Genomic DNA, 23,154 nt, shown 5'->3' on the forward strand with positions numbered 1-23,154 from the left:
CGGCGGATCTGTGTCGCATCTTCGGGGGAGTTCATGAGGGGTGGAATCGTGAGACGTTTCATGGTGGCCGGCCTTGTCTCCGCCGGCCTGGTAGCGCCGTTGCTGTCCGTACCGGCCGACGCGGCGCCGCCGGGAGACGTGGCAGTGAGCGACCGAATGTACGTGCGTTATGACGGTGGTACCGACCCGGTACTGGCCGCATGTTCGGTCAACAACCGTCAGCAGAACGAGCCCACGGCCAGCGTGGCCCCGCACAACCCGGCTCTGATGACGTCCGGGTCGAACGACTACTGCACGGCGCCGACGACCGGTGGCACCTGGGCAGGGTTCTACTACTCGGGCAACGGCGGGGCGTCGTGGACCAACGGCCTGCTGCCGGGATATCCCGGTGATACGTCGCCAGGCGGTACGGGGTCGCCCCTGCAGGCCATCGGCGTCACCAATGCCGGCGACCCGGTCCAGGCCTGGGACAACGACGCGCACCTCTATTACGCGGGCATCGGCTTCAATCGGGAAAAGCCCGCGAAGGGATCGATCTGGGTCGCGCGCTACGCGTGGCCAGGCGGCCCGAGTCCGACGTACCAGTTCACCACGCTGGTGGAGCGAGGTACGCCGAGCCCGATCTTCCTTGGCCTGTTCCACGACAAGATCCAGCTCGAGGTCGATCGAGGCGCTGACAGTCCGTACGAGGGCAACGTCTACGTCTGCTGGGCCCGGTTCACCGCGAGTGGACCGAACAACGGGGTGTTCCTGGCCCGGTCGAGCGACGGCGGCCGTACGTTCCGCAGCCAGAAACTCTCGGAATCGGTGCATGGCAGCCAGTTCTGCGATATCGCGGTGACGCGAAACGGCGATGTGCACGTCGCTTGGCGGCAGTTCGAGTTCAAAGCGAACCAAGGCCAGCTGCAGGCCAACGCCGTTGTCTGGGTGAAGTCCACCAATGGCGGCAAGTCCTTCACCAAGCCCGCCACGGTCACGAACTTCATCGGCTGGGACCCGGGCGACCAGACCGTCTCGGCCCCGGCGTACGGCCAGGCCAAGTACGACGCGTGCCTGATCGCCGACGGCACCATCGGGCCCTGCGCGAGCCCGGAACCGAGAGCCTTCGCGCGCGACTGCGGTGACGGGCCACTCGCCTGTCAGTCGGGCTACGTCTTCCACCGGATGAACTCGCAGGTCCGGATCACGGCCGATCCGACCGGCACGGGCGACCCGGACGAGGTCTTCTTGGTGTACGACGGCAGCGTGCCGGGCAGCGAGACCTCCACCGGTTCGTCGTACGGGACGATCAGTCCAGGCGTCGGAAGCCAGGCCGCGATCTACTTCGTTCGGACGGCCACGGGTGGTTCCAGTTGGTCTACGCCGGCGCGGATCGACGCACAGACTCGAGGGCACCAGTACTTCCCCGACATCGTGGCGGAGGCCGGCAAGTTGCACGCGGTTTGGCAGGACAGCCGGTACGACGCCGCGGTGGGCCCGGGCGGACGGGATTACCGAAGTGTGCCGGTCGGAAACCGTGCCGTGGCGGCGAATCCACCGGGTGCGGTAGTAGCCGGCGCCGGGCTTGCGGCGTTCTACGCGACGTCGGCGAATGACGGCACGACCTGGACCAGCAGCGAGGTGAGTACGGCCCGGACGATGCCGCAGTACGAGCAGTTCGGTGATCGCGACGTGCCGTTCTTCGGCGACTACAACTACATCGCCGCGTCGGGAGAGACCGTACTCATGACCTGGACGGACCACCGTGACGTTGCTCCCGGCAACGACCCGCGCTATCCGGTCGACGGCGTGGACGGCTTCGACGTACGGCAATGCCGGGCGGCGCTGCCCGACGGCACCTTCGGCCCGGACACCTGCCCGGACGCGGGTGGCCTCGACCAGAACATCTACGGCGCCGTTCGCTGACCAGCGTCGCGTCGTTCGCTTACCCGGCATCGGTGCGTCGCTCACCAGCGCCGGACTGTTGCCGACCAGCGCCGGGCCGGCCGGAGGCCCCACCCTCCGGCCGGCCCGGGTTTGGTGACGGGTACTCCAACTGAGAGCTGCTTTGGTGGCTCGGATCGACCCTGAGGAGGCTCGAGATGGGTATCGGCGTAGGGATTTTCCTGTTGGCCGTCGGCGGTGTGCTGGCGTTCGCGGTGTCCGACCGCATCAGCGGTGTGGACCTGACGATGGTGGGTTACATCATGATGGGCGCCGGCGCGCTCGGTCTGGCGATCGCGTTGCTGATGAACAGCCAGCGCACGCACACTTCGCACACCACCGTGGAGGAACGCCGCGACCTCCGGCCGTAGTCGGTGATGGTCAGAGCGTGACGATCAGGCGGTCATCCGCGCCTCGGTCGTTACGCGGATCGCCGCCGCGGATCAGGACCGAGTGCTCGGTCACGGTCGCGCGGTAGAGGCGGAACGGCGTCGGGCCTTGCAACTCCCCGGCGCCGATCTGCTTGTCGGCCGGTAGTCGGCTGTTGAAGGTAGCCGCGGCCGCTTCGAGTTCGTCGTCCGGGACCTGTGCGGCCTGGGCTGCCATGTAGACGGCTTCGGCCTTGCCGATGGGCACGTGCGAGTCGAAGATCGCGATGCTGGCTGAAGGGCGTGCTTCGATGTTGCGGGAGTGCCGCGCGTCTGGTGAGGACACCCAGTAGAAGTCCGAATACCCGTCCGGCGTGTAGAAGACGGGTGTTACCCAGGGCGTGCCGTCGGCATCCGCCGTACCGAGCACCATGTACTTGCTGCCGGTGATCAGCTCCCGGGCGATCGCCTCGAGGTCACTCATCCCCGGCTCCAGCGCTTGTCCCGGTTTCGGTTCCTGCTTCGGTTCCGGCTGTGGCTGTGGCTGCGGCGTCGGCCCTGTCGAGCGGGCTCACCAAAGGTGAACGTCAGCAGGTTTTTGTGTGCTCGAGGACGCTCGGGCGGAACTCGCCACGTCGCTGCTAGCCAGGCGCTCGGAGGGCCCGATGAACGGCGACTCGCCTGGTCAGAAGGGTCCGATGAACGGGTGACTCGCCTGGTCACAAGGGTCCGATGAACGGCGACACGCCTGGTTACAAGCGTCCGATGAACGGTGGGGCGCGGCGCGGCGCGGCGTGTCGGGGGGAGGGAGGGAGAGGCCCTCTCGGGGGCGGCGAGAGGGCCTCTGGGTGGGGCGGGGCGGTTAGGGGGTGCAGGTGGGTTCGCCGGGTTGGGCGCCGAGGCTTACGGCGTTCCAGGCGGCCTTGACCTTGTTGTACTTGGCGCAGGTCGGGTCGAGGTTCTTCGCCGCGTTGAGGGTGGCGACGCGCCACTTCGGGTAGCTCATGCCGGAGGTCTTGAGTAGCATCGCGTTGTAGAAGATGCGCCCGGCCTCCTTGATGCCGATACCCGTCAGCGTGGTGCCGTTACAGGTCGGGCTGACCGGCTGGCCGTTGGTCGGGTTGGTGCCTTCGGCAAGCAGGTAGAACCAGTGGTTCATCGGACCGGCCGCCGCGTGCACGGACGAGGGCAGGCTGGTCGAGTAGCAGTTCGGGTGGCCCGAAACCTTCGACGGGTTGTACATGTAGCGGATCGGGCCGTTACCCACCAGGTTGATGAGCTCGCCGACCTCGTAGTCCGGCTTGTCGTTCGGGTTGTTCAGGTAGTGCTCGGTAAGGGCGCCCCAGATGTCCGCGACGGACTCCTGACCCGGGTAACCGGAGATGCCGCCCGGGGTCTTGGCGTCGAGACCGTGGCCGTACTCGTGGGCCACCACGTCCGTGCCGGTGATCCAGTAGTTCTGGTTGTTGCGGCCGAAGACGACACCGCCGATGTTGCTGGAGTGGTTCCAGTACGCGTTGACGTCGGGCAGACCGACCTCGGCGTCGGCCCAGTTGCCCCGGCCGTCGAGGCCGTTGCGGCCATACCAGTTCTTCAGCAGATCCCACTCGCCGGCGGCGACGTACATGACGTCGACGCAGCCCGAGACCTTGTTGGTCTTGCTGGTGCTGCCCCAGACGTTGTCGGCGTCCGTCATCACGGCGTTGGTGCTGTAGTCGATGCACGACAGGCTCGGGCGGGCCGGGTCGGTCATCCGGTACGTGCCGCCCGACAGCGTGGTGCCGAAGCTCAGGCCCGAACCGTTCCAGACGCCTGTGCCGGTACCGGAGGCCGTCTGCTCGGCGGAGTGCGCGACCTTGCCGGTGGCGGCGTCGACGTACACGAGCTCGCGGGCGGAGTCGGTGCCGTGGTCGTGCGACGGGTGCTTCGCCTTGCCCTCGACCGGGACCTCCCAGGCCAGGACGGGCCTCGGCTGACCGATGACCAGGACGACGAGCTTGGGCTTACCCGTGGCGGTGACGGAGGTGAAGGCCTTCTTCGCTGCCGCGGTGGCTTGGCCCGGCGCGAGCTTGGGCGTCGTACCGACCGAGATCGTGGCGTTGGACGCCGCGACGGTGGTGAGTACGTTGCCTTCGGCATCGGTCGAGACGACGGCGTCGCCACCGATGACCGGGAGACCCTGGTAGGTCTTGTTGTACGAGACGTAGAAGAGGTCCTGCTTGTCGGCCTGACCGCCTTCGAACACACCAAGGCGGGTGAACGACTCCTGGGCGCTCTTGCGCAGTTTGGCGTTGCCCGCGTTGACGGCGCGGTCCGCGGCCTCGATCGCGCGGGCGGTCGCGTCGGGCGGCGTGGCGGGTGCGGCGGGCTCGGCGGCGAAGCTGCTGCTGGCCAGGGATCCGGCTATCAAGGCGGCGGTCAGTCCAGTGACTGCCGAGAGCTGTACGGCACGGCGTCGGCGGGTGTTCCGCGAACTCAGAACTCTCACGGTGCTGCTCCTCACGGGGGCAGAGGGGGCGGGGTCACGAGATGGCCCGCCTCACTGAGCCACCTCATGAGACGAACGGTGGCGAATTGGCCGGTTTCCCGGCAAGTAAAAGTCACCCTTGGTTGGCTCCGATGACACAGAGCAAGGGGAACCCTTCGGGTAAACGCCGAAACACCCTCTGTGAACATGCGCAAACACAGGGTGATCCTTCGTTCAAACCGGTTTAGCCGGGACCTTCCTCCGCGAACCCAACTCGCCGTACCGTCGGGAGTGAGTGGGGGCCACGATGACTGAACAACAGGAACGATCGATCGACTTCAAAGCCCAGGTGACCGTTCTGGCGAACGCCTATCGCGTGACGCTGCTGGCGGGGGATCGCGAGCTGGGCAAGGAGAAGGCCATTCTGCGCGCGATGGTGGCCGCCTCGGCCGCGGATGTCGCGGAGTGGGTCCGGTTGCGACTGCCGGACGGGGCTTCGGCGGCGGAGCCGCTGGACGAGCTGGTCCCGGATCTGCAGCGCGGCGACCACGTCGGCAAGGGCATCACCGTCGCCAAGAAGACCTTGCTCGGCGAGGCGAAGGACATCGTGGTCGCGGCGGTCACGGGTGGCACGATGCCGCTCTGGCTGACCTCGGTTCTCGCGTTCTTGCTCGGGTTGTTCGCCTTCTCCGAAACGGCCGGGCAGAGCCTCGCCGCGGCGGTGATCCCGCTGATCGCCGTCGGTGGTGGCGCGACGATGGCCTTCCTGCGGGTGGTCCAGGCGACTCCGGCGGCGGTGTCGTCGATCGGGGACGCGGCCGGCTCGTTGTGGGACAGCGTCGACCGGATCGGTGCGGGCGCGGAGCGGGTGTTCGTGCAGCACTCGGCGCCGGCGCTCAGCGCGCTCTACGGACTGGCCGAGCTGACGCCGGGACGGACTCCGGTCCTGGCCGAACTGCGTGGTTCCGCGAAGACGATCGTCGGTCTGGCCTATACCGTTCTGGCGCTCTGCCTGCTCTTCTTCGGGGCCGGGATCGTCAACGCTTTCAACGACTATTTCGTCCAGTCACAGTGCCTGGGTGGCGCCTGTCCGCCGCGCTGATTCGAGTCCACTTCAAGTTTCGTCATTCGATTGCGAATCGCCTGCGTGTAAAGCCCCGTAGAGGGGTACGATTCGGCTGCCCGGCCCGGCTGCCCGGCCCGGCTGCCCGGCCCGGCTGTTCCCCCCGTGACGGTCGGGTCGGGTCTCAGCTCGCCGTACGGCGAACCCCCGGCCCCGGGCCCCGCTGCGCGATCGCGCCGGCCACGCGACGCTCTCCCGGTACGACGAACCGGTGCCGGCCTCGCCGTACGACATCTCGCGGCCGCATGTCGGACCGGTGCCGGCCCGCGGTACGACGCACCGATCCCGGTCTCGCGCACCCGGACTGGTGGCCGCTGGTCCGGAGTGTGAAACGAAAGTGATCCGTGCTGCGGCGGTGCTGTCCGCGATTGAGTGGAGCCGTGGCGTGAGCCGTGAGCCGTGAGCCGTCAGTCGTCTGGCGCCTGTCTCACAAGCCCATTCGCCGGTTAGCGCGCAGGGCATGCCTCTGGGACGTCGCCGATAACGAGGACCACCAGACCCCTTCCTTTACTCCGGAAAGTATGCGATTCTCACAACGATTCCGTAGATCCTATCGGATATTGAATCGCTCGGACGGAGTGCTGTGTGAGTGGAACCATCGATGTGCAGCCGGTACCGCCGGTCGGCGTAACGACCGCCGCCAGGCCCGGCCCGCGCCGCCCCGGCCCTAGCCGGTTCGGCGCCCACCGCCCCGGTATCCGCCGATTCGGCGCCCGCCGCCCCGGTACCCGCCGATTCGGCGCCCGCCGCCCCGGTACCCGCCGGTTCGGCGCCCGCCGGACTGGCCTGCCGCAGCGGAACAGAAGGGTCCAGGCTCGACGGGCCTGGCAACGGCACTGGCAGCTCTACCTGCTGGTGATCATCCCGATCGCGTACTTCGTCATCTTCAAGTACATCCCGATCAGCAACGCCGTGATCGCCTTCAAGAACTACAACGTGATCAAGGGCCCGTGGGGCAGTGACTGGGTCGGTCTGAAGAACTTCGAGCTGTTCTTCGGCAACCCGGTGTTCGGCACGCTGCTGAAGAACACGTTCATTCTGGCGTTCTACCTGGTACTGGCCAGCTTCCCGATTCCGATCGTGCTGGCCATCGCGCTGAACGAACTGCGCCAGGGCTTCTTCAAGAAGACCGTGCAGCTGGTCACCTACGCGCCGTACTTCATCTCGACCGTGGTGGTGGTCTCGATGACCATCCTGCTGTTGTCCCCACGCCTCGGCATCGTGAACGACGGCTTGGGCCTGTTCGGCGTGCCGGCGGTCGACTTCCTCGGGGATCCGGACTACTTCCGGCACATCTATGTCTGGTCGGACGTCTGGCAGACCACCGGCTACTCGGCGGTCATCTACCTGGCGGCTTTGTCCGGCATCGATCCCGCACTGCACGAGTCGGCCAAGATCGACGGCGCGAGCCGATTGCAGCGGATCCGGAACGTCGATCTGCCGGGCATCATGCCGACCGCGGTGATCATTCTTGTCCTCGGCGTCGGCAACATGATGGCGATCGGCTTCGAAAAGGCCTTCCTGCTGCAGAACCCGCTGAACCTCGCGCAGTCGGAGATCATCGCCACCTACGTCTACAAGACCGGCCTGATCAACGCCGACTTCAGCATGGCCACGGCGATCGGCCTGTTCAACTCCGTGGTCAATCTCGGCCTGCTGCTCTTCGTCAACTTCGTCGCCAAACGAATCACCGGAAATGGGCTATGGGGATGATCACGCTCACCTTGTCCAAGTCGCGCCGCGCTGCCGGCGCCAACGACCGATCCAACGACCGCGGTCAAAGGATTCAGGAGCCGTTTGGTGATCGGGTGTTCCTGGTGGTCATCACGGTCATGTTGACGGTGGCGCTGGCGGTGGTGCTGATGCCGCTGGTGTACATCGTGGCCAGTTCGTTCAGTAGTGCGAACGCGGTGAGTTCCGGCCGGGTGTCGTTCTGGCCGGTGGAATTCTCGCTGCGGGCCTACCAGGTCGCGCTGAGCAATCCGCAGGTTCTGCAGGGCTACTACAACTCGCTGGTGTACGCGATCGGTGGCACGTTGATCAGTGTCACGCTCACCGTCGCGATCGCGTACCCCTTGTCCCGCAAGGGATTTCTGGGCCGCAACGTGATCATGACCGGCCTGATCTTCACCATGTTGTTCTCCGGTGGCCTGATCCCGACGTACATGGTGGTCCAGGATCTCGGTCTGCTGAACACCCGCTGGGCGCTGTTGCTGCCGAGCGCGATCGGCGTCTGGCAGGTGATCATCGCCCGCTCGTTCTTCGCGAACACGATTCCCGACGAGCTGTACGAGGCGGCCATGCTGGACGGCGCGAGCGACCTGCGGTTCCTGTGGTCGGTGGTGCTGCCGCTGTCGAAGCCGATGCTGGCGGTGATCGCGCTGATGTACGCGATCTTCCAGTGGAACTCGTACTTCGACGCGCTGATCTATCTGAAGGACCCGGATCTGTTCCCGCTGCAGATCGTGCTGCGCAACATGCTCATTCTGAACACCACCAACGGCGGTTCCACCGACCTGGCGCAGCAGCTGGAACAACGACAGCTCGCCGGTGTCCTCAAGTACGCGCTCATCGTCGTCTCGAGTGTGCCCGTACTGCTGATCTATCCCTTCATCGCCCGGCACTTCACCAAGGGCGTGCTGGTCGGCGCCGTCAAGGGCTGATCGGTCCGGCTTTCCGAGAAAGGTTGTTCCATGCGTTCCATTTCCACTCGGGTGGCCGCGTTCGCGGCGGCCACCGCGCTCGCAGTGGCGGGCTGCAGCTCCGGTGACGGTGACGGCGATGCCGCCAAGGCCGAGATGAACGGCGACAAGGTCATCATCGACACGCTGGCGCCGGCCGATCCGGACACCAACCTCGCGACCAACAGCATCTCGAAGCTGTTGAGCGACAAGTTCAAGATCGACTTCCGCTTCCAGACCACCACGTTCGACGCGGCCGCGGCCAAGGAGAAGCGCCAGATCTCGCTGGCCAGCGGCGACTACCCGGACCTGTACCTGCTGATTCCGTGGGTGGACGGCTTCACCCAGGCGGAGGTGCTGAAGCTCGGTACCCAGGGGGTCGCGCTGCCGCTGGAGAACCTGATCAAGGAGCACGCGCCGAACATTCAGAAGGCGCTCGACGGCAACAAGACGCTGAAAGAGATGGCGACCGCGCCCGACGGTCACATCTACGCGATGCCGCAATGGGCCGACTGCTACCACTGCACCTACCCGGACAAGCTGTGGATGAACAGTACCTGGCTGAAGAAGCTCGGCCTGAAACAGCCGAGAACGACCGAAGAGCTCCGGGCGGTCCTCAAGGCCTTCAAGACGCAAGACCCGAACGGCAACGGCAAGGCCGACGAGATCCCGATGTCGACCGACGCCCGCGACAGCAGCCTGATCGCTTACCTGATGGGCGCCTTCGCGTACGACCCGGTCGGGTCGAACAACGGCATCCGCGGGCTGCTCACCCTGAACGGCGACAAGGTGGTTACGCCGGTCGACAAGCCGGAATGGCGCGAAGGCCTGAAGTACATCAACTCACTGGTCGCGGAAGGCCTGATCGACAAGGCGTCGTTCACGCAGAGCTCGGACGCGCTGCGGGCGATCGGCGACAACCCGAAGGCGGTGCAGCTCGGCTCGGTGCCGGTGTTGCACCCGGGCATCTTCGTCACGCTCGACTCCAAGGACGGCCGGGACAAGCAGTACGACGCGGTGCCGCCGCTGACGGGTCCGACCGGCAAGAGCTACACGGGGCTGCAGTACCCGACGTCGATCAGCTTCACGTTCCTGCTGACGAACAAGGCCAGTAAGGAGGCGCAGGTCGCCGCGATCAAGATGCTCGACTACATCTACACCGATGAGGGCCAGCGCATCGCGACGATGGGTCCCGAGGGCGTGGGCTGGGAGAAACCCGGGCCGAAGGATGTCGCGCTGGACGCGAGGGCCAAGGCGGCGTACAAGCCGTTGCCGAGTGCAACCACGCCGAAGAACATCTCCTGGGGTGCCCTTGCCCAGTACAACAACACTCTTGCCTACCGCAACGCGCAGGCCGTGCCGACCGACATCTACACGGAGGCCGGTTATGAGCGCCGGTTGTTCCAGGCAACGAAGTTGTACGAGGGGCACGAGGACAAGGCGCAGTTCTTCCCGACCGTTTCGGTCTGGATCGACCCGAGCCTAGGCGCCGAACTGGCCACGCTGCAGACCAACCTGGACAGCTACGTCTCGCAGAACCAGCTGGCCTTCATCACCGGGTCCAAGAGTCTCGACGCTGATTGGGACGCTTTCGTGAAGGGGCTGGAAGGCGTCGGCATGCCGCGTTATCTCGAGCTCTACCAGCAGGCCTACGACAAGTACAAGAACGGGAAGTAGCTCATGCGCCACCTCTGGTACACCGCTCCGGCTCCCGACTGGTTCGAGGCGCTGCCGCTGGGCAACGGCCGTCTCGGCGCGAAGGTCTTCGGCCGGGTCGAGCGCGAGCGGATCGCCCTGAACCTCGACGAGCTCTGGTCCGGCGATGGCCCGTCCGAACTCGGCGTCACCGACGGGCCGGCCACCCTGGCGGAGATCCGGCGACTGCTGCTCGTCGACGGTGATCGGCTGGCCGCGTCCTGGCTGGCGCGGAAGTTGCAGGGTCCGCTGGTGGAGTCGTACCAGCCCTTGGGTGATTTGGAGATCACTGATCTCGTTTCGGAGCAGCCGTTCACGGACTACGAACGGCGGCTCGATCTGACCGACGGGATCGTGTCCGTGGGGTACACCAGAGGTGGCGTCCGCTTCGAGCGGGAGACCTACGTATCGGCACCGGATCAGGTGCTGGTCTGGACCGTTCGAGCCGATACGCCCGGCGCGATCAACACCCGGCTCGGGCTGGTCAGCCAGCACCCGGCTCGGTACGAACGGCTCGACGACTCGACCGTGGCGATGCGCGGACACGCGCCGGCCGAGCTGACGATTGAGTACCGCCAAAGCCCTGACCCGATTCGGTACGACGAGGGTCGGGGGATCGGCTTTGGCGTGGCGTTGCGGGTGTACGTCGACGGTGGCACGGTGGCCACCGGGCCCGACGGCATCACCGTGCGGAACGCGAACGGCCTCACCGCCGTACTCGCGGGCGCCACCACGTTCAAGGCCTGGGACACCAAGCCCGCGGCGGATCCGGCCGCCGCGGTCGCGGTGGCGGTAGCGACGCTGGACTCGACCGAGGGCGGTCTACGGGAGAGGCAGGTGGCGGATCACCGGGAGATGTTCGGCCGGGTGGAACTGTCGTTGGTGACGCCTGACGAGGTGCTGGCTCTGCCAACAGACGAGCGGATCCGCCGGGTAGCTGCCGGGAGCAACGACCCGGACCTGACCGCGTTGGCGTTCGACTTCGGCCGGTATTTGCTGATGGCAAGCTCCCGTCCTGGCACCCGAGCGGCCAACCTGCAAGGCATCTGGAACGAGGACCGCCGTCCGATGTGGGCGAGCGACTGGACGAACAACATCAACACCCAGATGAACTACTGGGCCGCCGAGGTGGTCGGGCTGTCCGACTGTGCCGAACCGCTTTTCGACAACGTCGTCGAACTCGCGAGAGCCGGAGCCGCGACGGCCCGCGACTTGTACGGCGCGCCCGGCTGGGTATCGCACCACAACACCGACATCTGGATGACCAGCTGGCCGGTCGGCGCGGGTGGTGACGATCCCGTCTGGTCGATGTCGCCGTCCTGCGGGATCTGGATGTCGGCGCATTTGATGGACCACTACCGGTTCACCCTCGACGCGGAGTTCCTGCGGAACAAGGCGTATCCGGTGCTCAAAGGCGCGGCGGAGTTCGCCCTGTCCATGCTGGTCGAGGACTCGCGCGGGCAAGTGCAGATCGTGCCGTCGACCTCACCGGAGCACCACTTTCACGTACCGACAGGGGAGAAGGCTTCGGTCGACATCACCACGACGTACGACATCTGGTTGTACCGCGAGCTGTTCGCCAACCTGCTCGAGGCCTCCGCGCTCGTCGACGGCGATACCGAACTGGCCAAGCGGGCCGAGTCGGCTCGCGAGGCGTTGCCGGTCATCCCGGTCGGCGACGACGCCCGGATCATGGAGTGGTCGACGGACTGGCCGCCGTCCGAACGCCACCACCGGCACCACTCGCACCTCTACGGGTTGTACCCCGGTACGGAGCTCGAGGCCACTTCGGCCCTCGCGGACGCGGCCCGCGCCTCAATCGCCGTGCGGGCCGAACTCGGTACTCCCGCGGGCGGTTGGACGCACGCCTGGTACGTCGCGTTCTGGGCGCGCCTGGGACAGGGGGACGACGCGGGCCGGGTGGTTCGGGAGTACCTCGCGCGGCTGGTTTCGGACAACCTGCTGCATCGCGACGGCGACATCTTCCAGATCGACGCCAACTTCGGTATCACCGCGGGAATCGCCGAAATGCTGCTGCAGAGCCACGCCGGCGTGATCCGGCTGCTGCCCGCGCTGCCGTCCGATTGGCCCGACGGGGCCGTCTGCGGGTTGCGCGCCCGCGGCGGATTGACGGTAGACCTCGAATGGCACGACGGCCGCCTGACCGGAGGCCAGGTGACAGCGGACCACGACGGCCACTACACGCTCGTTCACAACGACACCCGGATCGAACTCGACCTGGCCGCGGGACAAGCGAAACCCCTGCGCCCTGCGTACGTCGAAAAGTAGTTTATGTTTCAATAGTCGTATGACCGATCTCAAGATTCTTGCCATCTCCGGCAGCCTGCGGAGCGGATCGCTGAACACCGCCTTGTTGCGGGCGGCGCAGAAGCACGCTCCAGCGGGCCTGTCGATCGAGCTGTACGACGGCCTGGGCGAGCTGCCGCTGTACAACGCGGAGCTTGATACCGAGACCACGCTGCCGGCCGAGGTGGCCCGGTTGCGCAACGAGATCCGGGCGGCCGACGGCCTGCTGATCGCGACGCCGGAGTACAACTACTCGATTCCGGGTGGGCTGAAGAACGCGATCGACTGGGCCTCCCGCCCGGCAGCCGACTCGTCCCTGCTGCACAAGCACCTCGCGATGATGGGCGCCGCACCGGGCAACTTCGGCACCGTGCGGGCCCAGCTCGCGCTGCGGCAGATGCTCGTCTGGACGCACTCGCGTCCGGTGGTGAAGCCGGAGGTGATGGTCTTCCGCGCGAACGAGCGCTTCGACGACGCGGGCAATCTCACCGACGAGGACACGCTCAAGCTGGTCCAGTCGCTGCTCGAAGCCCTGCGCGACCAGATCAACGGCGACCGCTAGTTCTCTGAGTCTTCGGGCTTCTTTTCCGGCTTCGGTGATTCTTCGGCCTTGGCCTTGTAGTTGCCCCGGTCGGTCACCGGGGTAGTGGGCGAGAAGCGCTCGACGGCATGCACGATGTCCTGGTACGAGATCCGGCGCGTGTAGCTCTCGGTCGAGCTGGGCCAGCGGCGGATCGCGCCCCAGTCCTCGGCCTTCGGCGGCAACTTGCCGGGATCGGCCGTGATCACCACCAGGTGCGGGATCCAGCGCTCGTTGCCTTCAGCGGTCCGGGCCGGCAGATTCACCCGGCTCACCTCGCGGATGTCCGGCCAGGCCGTCGCCTTCGGCTGGGTACCGCCGAGGTAGAGGCCGGCTTCGTCGATCTGCAGGCTGATCCCGTCCGCGTCGGTCTCCTGTGACCGTTCGTGTTTCGCGTTCGCCCAGGCGAAGTACGCACACAGCGCCAGCACCGCCGCGAGGGTGAGTGGGCCGACCTGGGACTTCCAGAAGCGTTCGGCGAAGGCGCCGGCCGACCCACCGCGTAGCGCGATGAGGACGGCGATCGCGACCAGGATCGCGACCAGCGCGCCACCGACGATGGCGACCAGGTTCACGGCGGCCTTCAGCTCGGCGCGATCGGATCGGCGTACGACGAAGGCGCCGGGTTCTCTTGCGGACGGGGCGGTCATACCGGAATTCTGCGCCCTCTCGGGTCCAGGCGGCTCCTTGCGGGCGCCTTCGTGCGGTGCCGGGCGTCGCTGCGCCGGTGCTGATGGCTGCGATCGGGCAGGGCTTCCGGGGCTGTGCGGCTGCGACTTTCGGATGGTCGGTTGCCGCTGCAACCAGCCGAAGGGTGGACGATCGATGCGGATCTGTCGGCCGATATGCCCCTTTACGGGCTGGCGGCTTTGGTGCGGCGCCCAGGTCGGCAAGAATCGCAGCATGTCTGAAAGGTCTGTTCCGCCCGACAGCTCCTCCAACCGGCCCGGCTCGTCCGGGCCGGCCGCTTCCCGGCGGCCTGGTTCCCCCGGTGGCGGCCGGGCCGGCGCCCGGCCGGGGAAGTGGCGACGTGGCTGGCTCGTGGCCTTGCTTGCGGTGCTGGTCTCCTTGCCGTTGTTGCTGCATCGGCAGATACCCAACACCTTCGGCAATCTCGGCAGCCTGATCGATACGTTCCTGCCGTGGGCCGGTGTGGCGATCCCGGTGCTTGCGGTGATGGCGCTGATCCGGCGCTCGGCGACGGCGGGTATCGCCGTCGCGCTGGTACTGCTCTTGTGGCTCGGCATGTTCGGCAACGCGTTCCTGCCGGGCAAGGGCGGTGGCAACTACAACGTCGCCGTGCTCACGCACAACGTCGACGCGGCCAACCCGGACCCGGCCGGAACCGCTCGCGCGATCATCGCGGCCGGCGCCGATATCGTGGCGCTGGAAGAGATCACGCCCAAGGACCTGCCGATCTACAAGCGCGAACTCGGTGGCACCTACAAGCACCTCGCCCAGCGGGACACCGTCGCGCTCTGGTCGCGGTACCCGATCGCGGAGACCGGTTCGGTGGACATCGGTTTTGCCTGGACCCGCGCGCTGCGAGCCAAGGTGGCCACGCCCGAAGGCGATATCGCCGTCTACGTGGCGCACCTGGCGTCGGTCCGGGTCGGCACCAGCGGCTTCACCTCCAACCAGCGCAACGACACGATTCGCCAACTGGGACAGGCGATCGCGAAGGAAGAACTCGCGGGCGTGGTGGTGATGGGCGACTTCAACGGTACGGTCGGCGACCGCAGCCTCGCGCCGATCACGGCGGGCCTGCGTTCGGCCCAGGGCGCGGCGGGCTTCGGCTTCGGCTTCACCTGGCCGGCCGAGTTCCCGATGGCCCGGATCGATCACATCCTGGTGCGCGGTGTCGTTCCGACGAAGGCGTGGGTACTGCCCGCGACCGGCAGCGACCACCGGCCGATCATGGCGCAGCTGCGAATCTGACGTCGGCCTTGGTCAGTCCGGGACCAGGCCGGTGCGGTACGCGTAGGTGACGGCCTCCGCGCGATGGCGGGCGCCGATCTTGGCGAAGGTGTTGTTGCTGTGGGTCTTCACCGTCGCCTCGCTGATGAACAGCTTGGCGGCGATCTCGGGATTGCTCAGGCCTTTGGCGATCAGCACCAGCACTTCGGTTTCGCGCGCGGTCAGGCCGTCGCGTTGACCGGGGGTGGTCGGCCGGGTCGGTAGGCCCGCGATCAGGCGGCGGGAGACCTCGTGATCGAAGGTGGCCTGCCCGGCCGCGGTGGATCGCAGCGCGGCGCCGATCTCGACCCGGCCCGCGTCCTTGGTCAGATAGCCGCGGGCTCCAGCGAGCAGTGCCGCGCTGATCGACTCGTCGTCCGCGTAGGTGGTCAGTACAAGAACCGCCGTGGCCGGATGGTCGGCGGTGATCCGGCGGGTGGCGTCGATACCGTTCACGCCGGGCATACGAAGGTCCATCAGTACGACGTCGGGGCCGAGCTCGGCGACCAGCCGGACCGCGTCCTCCCCGTTGCCCGCGGCGCCGACGACCTCGACACCGTCGATCATGCCCAGCAACGCGACCAGGCCCTCGCGAACGATCTGCTGGTCGTCGGCCACGACAACCCGGACCGCCTCAGTCATTCGCCTTCACCTCCGTGTGGGCCGCAGGGACCTCGGCAACGACCTTCCAGCCGGTTGGGCCGTCGCCCTTGGCTGGAACGCCCGGACCCGCGGTAAGCGTGCCACCGACCAGGGCGAGGCGCTCGCGCATTCCGGTGAGGCCGAACCCTGGCACGCCTGTCGCGGCGACGGCCCGTTGCGTCGTACCGGCGTCTTCGATCGTCATGCGGGTCCTGTCGGGCAGTTGTTCCAGGTGTACGTCGATTCGCGCGCCCGGACCGTGTTTGGCCGCATTAGTGAGCGCTTCCCGCGCGGTGCCGAGTAGTGCGACTGCAACGCCTGACGAGACAGGCCGTGCCGCACCAGTCTCGTGGAGTTCAGCCTGTACCGCATGGTTGAGCCGGTGCTGCAGAACTAGAGCCGCTAGCGCCTCCGGCAAGGCCGGTACGTCGGCTCTCAGGGCTGCAACTGCATTACGCGCCTCAACCAGCCCTTGAACGGCAAGGCGTCGTGAGTGCCGTACTCGCTCTAGCGCTGCTTTGGGATCGTCCCGTTCTAGGAGCGCTTCGGCCACGTCTAGCTGGACAGTGAGCGCGCCGAGGGCGTGAGCCAGTACGTCGTGTAGCTCGCGGGCGATCCGGCTCCGCTCGTCGAGGGCGGCGGCACGTGCTTGTTCCTCCTGGGCCATCCGGGTCTGCACGAGCAGCTCGACGGTCTGCTGGCTCTGGACCTCGAATTGGCGCCGGTTCAACCCGATCAGTACCAGGATGACCACTAGGCCGTAGAGGCCGATCAGCCAGTTGCCCGGATCTGCCCATAGATAGGCGGAACCGGTCGCGACGGCCAGGCACAGGGTGCTGAAGGCAACAACCGGCCAGGTTCGCCGGGGGTAGTGGATCGCGAACATGACGATGCTCATCGCGGTCAGCACCGTCGCTGAGGAGGACTGCAGCCCGACCATCAGGGCGGAGCTCAAACCGCTCGCGGCGAGCCCTGCCAGGGACAGTGCGCGTCGCCGGGTGAGCAGCGCCATCGCGGCCAGGAAGCACGCGAGGCTGAACCAGGTGATCGTCCAGCGCCAGGTCCACTCCGGACCGGACGCCACCAGACTGGCGACCGTTACGACCGTGGTCAGCGCGCGCCACGATCCAGCCGGCCTCGGTATGGGTCTGCCTCATGAGCACAGCCTAGAAAGTCCGTGCACCCGCATGAATCGGCCCACGGGTGGAGACAGGGTGGACAAACAGCTCGCCCCGGCGCGGTCGGGACGGAAACTGTCGGTGCTGGGGAGTAATCTTCCCGGCACTGTCAGTGACAGGCTGGCCGGTTCTAGATGGAGGTGCGCGGGTGCGATTCGTGGCGGAGGATTCAATCCTGAGGCTGGATGCGACGGCCATCGACTACTTGATCATCGGGTTGTACTTCGTTTTTGTGCTCGGCATCGGCTATCTGGCCAAACGTGCGGTATCGAACAGCCTGGACTTCTTCCTGTCCGGCCGGTCCCTGCCGGCCTGGGTCACCGGTCTCGCCTTCATCTCGGCGAACCTGGGCGCCATCGAGATCATGGGCATGTCCGCCAACGGCGCGCAGTACGGCATGCCCACCGTGCACTACTTCTGGATCGGCGCGATCCCGGCGATGCTGTTCCTCGGTGTCGTGATGATGCCGTTCTACTACGGCTCCAAGGTGCGCAGCGTGCCGGAGTTCATGCTGCGCCGGTTCGGCCGCCCTGCCCACCTGGTGAACGCGATCAGTTTCGCGCTGGCCCAGGTGCTGATCGCCGGTGTGAACCTGTTCCTGCTCGCCACCATCGTGAATGTGCTGCTCGGCTGGCCGATCTGGGTCTCGGTGGTCGCGGCCGCGGTGATCGTGCTCAGCTACATCACGCTCGGCGGTCTGTCCGCCGCCATCTACAACGAGGTGCTGCAGTTCTTTGTGATCGTGGCGGCGCTGCTGCCGCTGACCATGGTCGGCCTGCACAAGGTCGGCGGCTGGGAAGGTCTTGTCGACAAGGTGACCGCGTCGCCAGGCGGCGCCGAGCAACTGTCCGCTTGGCCGGGAACCGAGCTGAGCGGGTTCACCTCCTCGCCGGTGCTGTCCGTGATCGGGCTGGTCTTCGGTCTCGGCTTCGTGCTGTCCTTCGGTTACTGGACGACGAACTTCGTCGAGGTTCAGCGCGCCATGGCCAGTAAGAACATGTCGGCCGCCCGGCGGACCCCGATCATCGGCGCGTTCCCGAAGATGTTCGTGCCGTTCATCGTCATCATTCCCGGCATGATCGCGGCCGTGGCGGTGCCAGAGTTGCAGCAGTTCAAGGAGACCGGCACCGGCTCGGTCACCTACAACGACGCGTTGCTGCTACTGATGCGCGACCTGCTGCCCAACGGTATGCTCGGCCTCGCGATCACCGGTCTGCTCGCGTCGTTCATGGCCGGTATGGCGGCGAACCTCAGCTCCTTCAACACCGTCATGACGTACGACCTGATCGAGCGGTATGTGATCAAGGACCGCGACGACGACTTCTACCTGCGCACCGGTCGCTGGGTCACGGTCGGCGGCACGATCGTCGCGATCGGCACGGCCGCGATCGCCGCGGGCTACAGCAACCTGATGGACTACCTGCAGCAGCTGTTCTCGTTCTTCAACGCGCCGCTGTTCGCCACCTTCATTCTCGGTATGTTCTGGAAGCGCATGACCCCCGCGGCCGGCTGGATCGGCCTCGTCAGCGGTACGGCGACAGCGGTGCTGGTCTTCGTCCTGGCCGAGACGGGTGTGCTCGATCTGCCCGGCCAGGGTGCGAGCTTCATCGGCGCGGGTGCCGCGTTCGTGGTCGACATCGTGGTGAGCGTGGTGGTCAGCCTGGTGACCCGGCCGAAGCCGGACTCCGAGCTGGCGGGCCTGGTCTACTCGCTGACGCCGAAGGCCGATCGGTCCGAGGTGGCCGGCGAGGGTGACGGCGGCTGGTACCGCAAGCCCACGCTGCTGGCCGGCATAGCGCTGGCCATGACCATCGTTCTCAACATCGTCTTCGGCTGAGCCGGTAAGGAGTACAGCAATGGCAGAGAAGAAGACCGGTGCGTTCGATATCCGCGTGGTGATCGCGGCCCTGATCGGTATCTACGGCGTGGTGCTGACCGTTCTCGGTCTGATCGCGGATCCCGCCGAGATCGCCAAGGCCGACGGGCTGAACATCAATCTGTGGGGTGGTCTGGCGATGCTCGCGTTCGCCCTGCTGTTTGTGCTTTGGGCGCGGGTGCGGCCGATCGTGCCACCCGTCACCGAGCACGACCCCACCCCCAACCCAACCGGATCGAGCCCGGCCGCCTCCGACTAGAGCCCGGCCGCCTCCGACTAGAGCCCGGCCGCCTCCGACTAGAGCCCGGCCGCCTCCGACTAGAGCCCGGCCGCCTCGGGCTCCGGCCAGTGGTCAGCTGAACCGATTCGGGTTTCCTTCCGTGCTGGAGATCGAAGGCCGAAACGACTTCCTACGGAAGGTTTTCCTGATGTCCCTTCGCAAGTACCTGCTGCCCGTCGTCGCGACCGGAGTGGCCGCGGCGACGGCCCTGGGCGGTGCTGCCGTGCTCGGCGGTGCCGCCTTCGCCCACAACGCCGATCCCGCGGGCTCTGCGGGCAACCCCGCGGCCGACTCGCCAGTTTCGCATCAGCACCACGCCGACACCGCCTCGTCCGCGACCACGCATGCCCACGAATCTGGTCGCGGTGCATCGACTTCCACGGGGTATGCGTCTGCCGGTAAGGGGGACGCGGTCTATTTCGCGGCCCGGTTGAGCGGGAAGAACGAGGTGTCGAACGGTGATCCGGACGGCCGGGCCACCGGCTTGGTCCGGATCAAGGGCGACCAGGTGTCGTACGCCTTGCGCTGGCACAAAACCACCGCCCCGAAGGCGTTCCACATCCACCAGGGCGTCGCCGGGACCAACGGCGGCGTGAAGGTGGATTTCCTCGGTTCGGACATTCCCGCTGGGGTTGAGGCGATCACCGGCAGCGTGCGGGTGACGGATCGGGCCCTGCTGGACTCGATCCGCGCCAACCCGGCCGGGTTCTACCTGAACCTGCACACCGCCGAACACCCCGGTGGAGCCGTTCGCGGCCAGTTGCATCGCCTCCGGCACGCGGTGAACCTCAACGGCGTCCTCGAAGGCGGCCCGGCGGCCAACCTGCACTCCAAAGCCGACGGTAAGCAGGAAGTGCCCGGGCCGAAGCCGTCCGGCGACCCGGATGGACGGGCCTTCTGGTTGCTTCGGACCCGCGAGGACAAGGTCTCGTATCTGAGCGTCTGGACGGGAATCGCCGCACCGACCAACGGGCACATCCACGCGGGCGTCAAAGGCGTGAACGGCCCGGTCGTCGGGGACCTCTTCGCCGATGCCGACGGCCTACCGCCCTCGGTGACCGGTGTCGCCGGTACGGCGACGGTCGGCGTTGAGGTGGCCCAGCAGCTCGCCAAGGAGCCGTCGCGTTTCTACACCAACCTGCACACGACCGAGTTCAGCGGCGGCGCCGTGCGCGGCCAGATCGCCAAGCACCGCCCTGAAGCGCCGAAACAGTCCTGCCTGTTGAACGAACTGGCCGTCGCTCCGCTGACAGACCTTATTTCATTGAACGTCTGCTGATTCGGCAGTGACTTGCCTCCGGGCTGCTCGTTAAGACCAGTACGTCGCTGGTCCTGAGCAGCCTGGAGGTCTTTGTGAATACGGATGCGCCGCTCGGCAGGCGCGCGTTCCTGGCGCGGATCGGCCTGCTGGGCGCGGCCTTCGGCGCCGGGGGAATGCTGACGCGCAGCGTGCTCGCACCAGCCGCGGACGCCGCCGGCAATCCCGTTCTGCCGGGCCTGGTCAACCTGCTGAGACCAGTACTGCAGGCCCTCGCCCGCGACACCATGAACGGTCTGACCGTTTTCGCCCTGCCCGGCCCCGACAAGTACTCGCGCGCCCAGGGCACCTACAGCAAGACGCCGGGCGCGCTCGAAGCCGGCGCCACCGACTTCATGCTGCACTCGCTCGACAACTTCGTGCCGTTCCCGGACGCACTGGCCCAGCCCATCGGGATGGCGCTGGTCACCGGCCTGGCCGATACCGGGATCAGTCTTCCCGGCCTCGAGCTGCTGCCTCCGGAGCTGCGTACGCTCGATGCCGCGCTGGCCACGATGTTGCACAGTGACGAGGTCCTACCGCTGTCGTTCCCGATCGCCGGCCTGCTGAATCTGCTGGCCACGCAGGTCAATCCGCTTGCGGTCAACGGACCGTTCCTGTCGCCGTTCGCCCGGCTGACCTATGCCGAGAAAGCTCAGGTTTTCGAGCTGTGCGAAGGACCTGACGCGGATCTGGTCGCGTTGCTGGATGTGCGGTTCCCGGAGCCGCTGAAGGCCTCGGTATCGGGCCTGCTCAAGTTCGTCGGTGGCGCGCTGATCGAGTTCGCCTCCTTCGGGGCGTACAGCGAGTTCGCGGTCTACGACCCGAAGACCCGGCGGCTGCGCAAACGCCCGGTCGGCTGGCAGCTCACCGGCTATCAACCGGACGGCCCGGTCGAGGGCTGGAACGACTTCATCGGCTACTACCAGGGGCGCCAGGAGGTGCACGACTGATGCGCGACGTCATCGTGATCGGAGCGGGCGGCGGCGGACCGGTCGTGGCCAAAGAGCTCGCGGCCAAGGGCCTCGACGTACTGCTGCTGGAGGCAGGCCCGCGGCACGCCAAACCCCGCGACGAGTGGACCACCTTCGAGAACGACGCCAACAACCCCCTAACCGGGTACTTCCGCCTAGGCCCGTCCGACCGGTCGAAGCCAGCGTGGTTCCGCGAGTGGTCGCAGAACTCCTTCGTCTGGCAGCTCTCGGGCGTCGGCGGTACGACGCAGCACTTCTACGGCAACTACCCGCGGGCCTATCCCGGCGTCTTCCAGGGGTACGACGGTCCCGACCGCAATGAGTACGACATCCACCACCGGTTCCCCTTCAGCTACGACGAGCTCGTGCCGTACTTCGAGTGGGTCGAGGCCACCGCGCCGGTCCAGACGGCCGCGATGGGGACGAAGGAGCAGGTGTTCTTCCGCGGAGCCGAGACGATGGGCCTCCCGGTTCAGACCACGAAGACCACGCACCGGCCGTCGTACCGCCCACAGGAGAACGCGATCCTCCAACCGGGTGGAACGGCGGGAAAGACCTCGCGGCGGGATCTCCTGACGTATCCGAAGGCCACCGGCTGCACCTTCTGCGGGTACTGCTTCCAGGGCTGTATGCGGCCGGTCGGTGCCCCACGCAACCAGTTCGCCAAGCGGTCGACGGACAACAGCTACGTGCCGATGGCCTTGACCGCGGAGGTGTGGGCGCCGGACGGCCGCCCGGTCGAGCTGATCACCGACGCGTATGTCACTCGCGTGCACGCCGAGCAACGCAAGGGCGAGCTGACCGCGACCGGGGTCACCTGGCGTGACAACGCCAGCGGTGCGGAGCACCGGGAGGACGCCAAGATCGTGGTGATGGCCGGCGGTTGTACGGAGAATCCGCGGCTGTGGTTCAACAGTGGTCTGCCCAATCCGAACGGCTGGGTCGGCCGGGGCTATACCGATCACTTCTTCGACTGGATGATCGGGTCCTTCGACGACTACACCGGTAATCCCAAGGGCGTCGGTTCGTCGGCCCGGCTGGACTATCCGCCGTTCGGTGGCCTGGAGAACGTTGGCCTGCCACCCGCGCTCAACGCCTTCTCTACAGCCTTGTCCGACAGCGGCATCCGCGGGCAGTACAAGAACGGCCGCGGTGCCGAAGGTCCCTGGGACGGGCCGGCCGGGCGCCTGATGGGCCCGGAGCTGAAGGAGCTGATGGCCGGCGGTATCGACCGGCTGCTCAGTGTGCTGGTGATCACCGATGACGATGTCGAGGCGCAGAACCGGGTCACCACCTCGGCCCTGCCCGCCGACGAGAACGGCCCGATCCCGAAGGTGTCGTTCCAGCAGCGCCGACGCACCGCCCGGACCAAGCGGAACCGCGAGTTCATGGCCCGCAAGGCGGCGGAGCTGCTGCGCGGCGCGGGTGCGAAGAAGGTCTACCGGATCGACTGGGCGCCGTTGATCCTGCACGTCCAGTCGTCGATGCGAATGGGGGAGTCCGAGCGGAACTCCGTGCTCGACTCCCGCGGTGAGGCCCGGGCGGTGAAACGGCTGTTCATCGCGGACAACTCGGCCCTGGCCAACGGCCTCGGCGGCCCGAACCCGACGCTCACCACCCAGGCCCTGGCCACCCGGACCGCCGAGAAGATCTTCGAGACGTACTTCGGCGGCGACGCGTGGGTGCGCAAAGAGGCGCCGGTGGTATCAACCGATCCGCGGATCAGCGTGCGACTGGGCGAGCTCGGCCTCTAGCCCGCCGCGGTGGCCGACCGCGCGACCGCCGAACGCCCGTGCTCGTGCGGACC

General features: G+C 66.9%; 19 protein-coding genes. 14 read left to right on the forward strand and 5 right to left on the reverse strand.

The window, feature by feature from the left end:
- Positions 1 to 48: 48 nt before the first annotated feature.
- Positions 49 to 1,905, forward strand: a complete 1,857-nt coding sequence (locus tag ACFFGN_RS01100; protein WP_380043317.1) for a hypothetical protein — start codon at positions 49 to 51, stop codon at positions 1,903 to 1,905.
- 176 nt (positions 1,906 to 2,081) lie between these two features.
- Positions 2,082 to 2,294 (forward strand): DUF6458 family protein, encoded by a 213-nt coding sequence (locus ACFFGN_RS01105; RefSeq protein WP_380043318.1) that lies wholly within the window; start codon positions 2,082 to 2,084, stop codon positions 2,292 to 2,294.
- 10 nt (positions 2,295 to 2,304) lie between these two features.
- Here the strand turns inward: ACFFGN_RS01105 and ACFFGN_RS01110 are convergent, their stop codons facing one another.
- Together ACFFGN_RS01110 and ACFFGN_RS01115 are read right to left on the reverse strand one after the other, a co-directional pair.
- Entirely contained in the window at positions 2,305 to 2,775 is a 471-nt protein-coding gene (locus tag ACFFGN_RS01110; RefSeq protein ID WP_380043319.1) for a pyridoxamine 5'-phosphate oxidase family protein, read from the reverse strand.
- Between the two features lie 378 nt (positions 2,776 to 3,153).
- Positions 3,154 to 4,779 (reverse strand): M4 family metallopeptidase, encoded by a 1,626-nt coding sequence (locus ACFFGN_RS01115; RefSeq protein ID WP_380043320.1) that lies wholly within the window; start codon positions 4,777 to 4,779, stop codon positions 3,154 to 3,156.
- A 286-nt stretch (positions 4,780 to 5,065) separates the two neighbouring features.
- Here ACFFGN_RS01115 and ACFFGN_RS01120 point away from each other — a divergent pair, with 286 nt between their 5' ends.
- The 6 genes from ACFFGN_RS01120 (at position 5,066) to ACFFGN_RS01145 (ending at position 13,126) form a co-directional block, all read left to right on the forward strand.
- Positions 5,066 to 5,860: a hypothetical protein gene (locus ACFFGN_RS01120; RefSeq protein WP_380043321.1), complete on the forward strand. Its 795-nt coding sequence runs from the start codon at positions 5,066 to 5,068 to the stop codon at positions 5,858 to 5,860.
- Between the two features lie 606 nt (positions 5,861 to 6,466).
- Positions 6,467 to 7,594, forward strand: a complete 1,128-nt coding sequence (locus ACFFGN_RS01125; protein WP_380043322.1) for an ABC transporter permease — start codon at positions 6,467 to 6,469, stop codon at positions 7,592 to 7,594.
- Positions 7,591 to 8,544 carry a carbohydrate ABC transporter permease gene (locus ACFFGN_RS01130; protein ID WP_380043323.1) on the forward strand — a complete coding sequence of 318 codons (954 nt, stop codon included), beginning with the start codon at positions 7,591 to 7,593 and terminating at the stop codon, positions 8,542 to 8,544. Before ACFFGN_RS01125 ends, ACFFGN_RS01130 begins: the two co-directional genes overlap by 4 nt.
- Positions 8,545 to 8,574: 30 nt before the next feature.
- The gene (locus ACFFGN_RS01135) at positions 8,575 to 10,239 is read left to right on the forward strand and encodes a type 2 periplasmic-binding domain-containing protein (RefSeq protein WP_380043324.1); all 1,665 of its coding nucleotides are present in this window, start codon (positions 8,575 to 8,577) and stop codon (positions 10,237 to 10,239) included.
- Between the two features lie 3 nt (positions 10,240 to 10,242).
- A complete protein-coding gene (locus tag ACFFGN_RS01140; protein WP_380043325.1) occupies positions 10,243 to 12,546 on the forward strand; it encodes a glycoside hydrolase family 95 protein in 2,304 nt (767 codons plus the stop codon).
- A gap of 19 nt (positions 12,547 to 12,565) precedes the next feature.
- Positions 12,566 to 13,126, forward strand: coding sequence for an NADPH-dependent FMN reductase (locus ACFFGN_RS01145; RefSeq protein WP_380043326.1), 561 nt, complete (start codon positions 12,566 to 12,568; stop codon positions 13,124 to 13,126).
- On the opposite strand, the gene ACFFGN_RS01150 is transcribed toward ACFFGN_RS01145, so the two are convergent.
- On the reverse strand, positions 13,123 to 13,794 hold the full coding sequence (locus ACFFGN_RS01150; RefSeq protein WP_380043327.1) for a hypothetical protein: 672 nt from the start codon (positions 13,792 to 13,794) through the stop codon (positions 13,123 to 13,125). The genes ACFFGN_RS01145 and ACFFGN_RS01150 overlap by 4 nt on opposite strands.
- 253 nt (positions 13,795 to 14,047) lie before the next feature.
- Between ACFFGN_RS01150 and ACFFGN_RS01155 the strand changes: the two genes are divergently transcribed.
- Positions 14,048 to 15,082 carry an endonuclease/exonuclease/phosphatase family protein gene (locus tag ACFFGN_RS01155; protein WP_380043329.1) on the forward strand — a complete coding sequence of 345 codons (1,035 nt, stop codon included), beginning with the start codon at positions 14,048 to 14,050 and terminating at the stop codon, positions 15,080 to 15,082.
- A 12-nt stretch (positions 15,083 to 15,094) separates the two neighbouring features.
- Here the strand turns inward: ACFFGN_RS01155 and ACFFGN_RS01160 are convergent, their stop codons facing one another.
- Complete coding sequence (locus tag ACFFGN_RS01160) at positions 15,095 to 15,742, reverse strand: response regulator (protein ID WP_380043330.1); 648 nt, start codon at positions 15,740 to 15,742, stop codon at positions 15,095 to 15,097.
- Positions 15,735 to 16,826, reverse strand: coding sequence for a sensor histidine kinase (locus tag ACFFGN_RS01165; protein ID WP_380043331.1), 1,092 nt, complete (start codon positions 16,824 to 16,826; stop codon positions 15,735 to 15,737). The genes ACFFGN_RS01160 and ACFFGN_RS01165 overlap by 8 nt, the downstream gene beginning before the upstream one ends.
- Positions 16,827 to 17,077: 251 nt before the next feature.
- Here ACFFGN_RS01165 and ACFFGN_RS01170 point away from each other — a divergent pair, with 251 nt between their 5' ends.
- The 5 genes from ACFFGN_RS01170 to ACFFGN_RS01190 all read left to right on the forward strand — a co-directional run bounded on the left by ACFFGN_RS01170 (position 17,078) and on the right by ACFFGN_RS01190 (position 23,101).
- Positions 17,078 to 18,757, forward strand: coding sequence for a sodium:solute symporter family protein (locus ACFFGN_RS01170; RefSeq protein WP_380043332.1), 1,680 nt, complete (start codon positions 17,078 to 17,080; stop codon positions 18,755 to 18,757).
- 19 nt (positions 18,758 to 18,776) lie between these two features.
- Positions 18,777 to 19,055, forward strand: coding sequence for a hypothetical protein (locus ACFFGN_RS01175; protein ID WP_380043333.1), 279 nt, complete (start codon positions 18,777 to 18,779; stop codon positions 19,053 to 19,055).
- Between the two features lie 169 nt (positions 19,056 to 19,224).
- A complete protein-coding gene (locus tag ACFFGN_RS01180; RefSeq protein WP_380043334.1) occupies positions 19,225 to 20,355 on the forward strand; it encodes a CHRD domain-containing protein in 1,131 nt (376 codons plus the stop codon).
- A 74-nt stretch (positions 20,356 to 20,429) separates the two neighbouring features.
- The gene (locus ACFFGN_RS01185; RefSeq protein WP_380043335.1) at positions 20,430 to 21,326 is read left to right on the forward strand and encodes a hypothetical protein; all 897 of its coding nucleotides are present in this window, start codon (positions 20,430 to 20,432) and stop codon (positions 21,324 to 21,326) included.
- Positions 21,326 to 23,101, forward strand: a complete 1,776-nt coding sequence (locus ACFFGN_RS01190; RefSeq protein ID WP_380043336.1) for a GMC family oxidoreductase N-terminal domain-containing protein — start codon at positions 21,326 to 21,328, stop codon at positions 23,099 to 23,101. The genes ACFFGN_RS01185 and ACFFGN_RS01190 overlap by 1 nt, the downstream gene beginning before the upstream one ends.
- Positions 23,102 to 23,154 lie beyond the last annotated feature (53 nt).

Source organism: Kribbella deserti, from assembly GCF_042434725.1.
Classification (GTDB): domain Bacteria; phylum Actinomycetota; class Actinomycetes; order Propionibacteriales; family Kribbellaceae; genus Kribbella; species Kribbella deserti.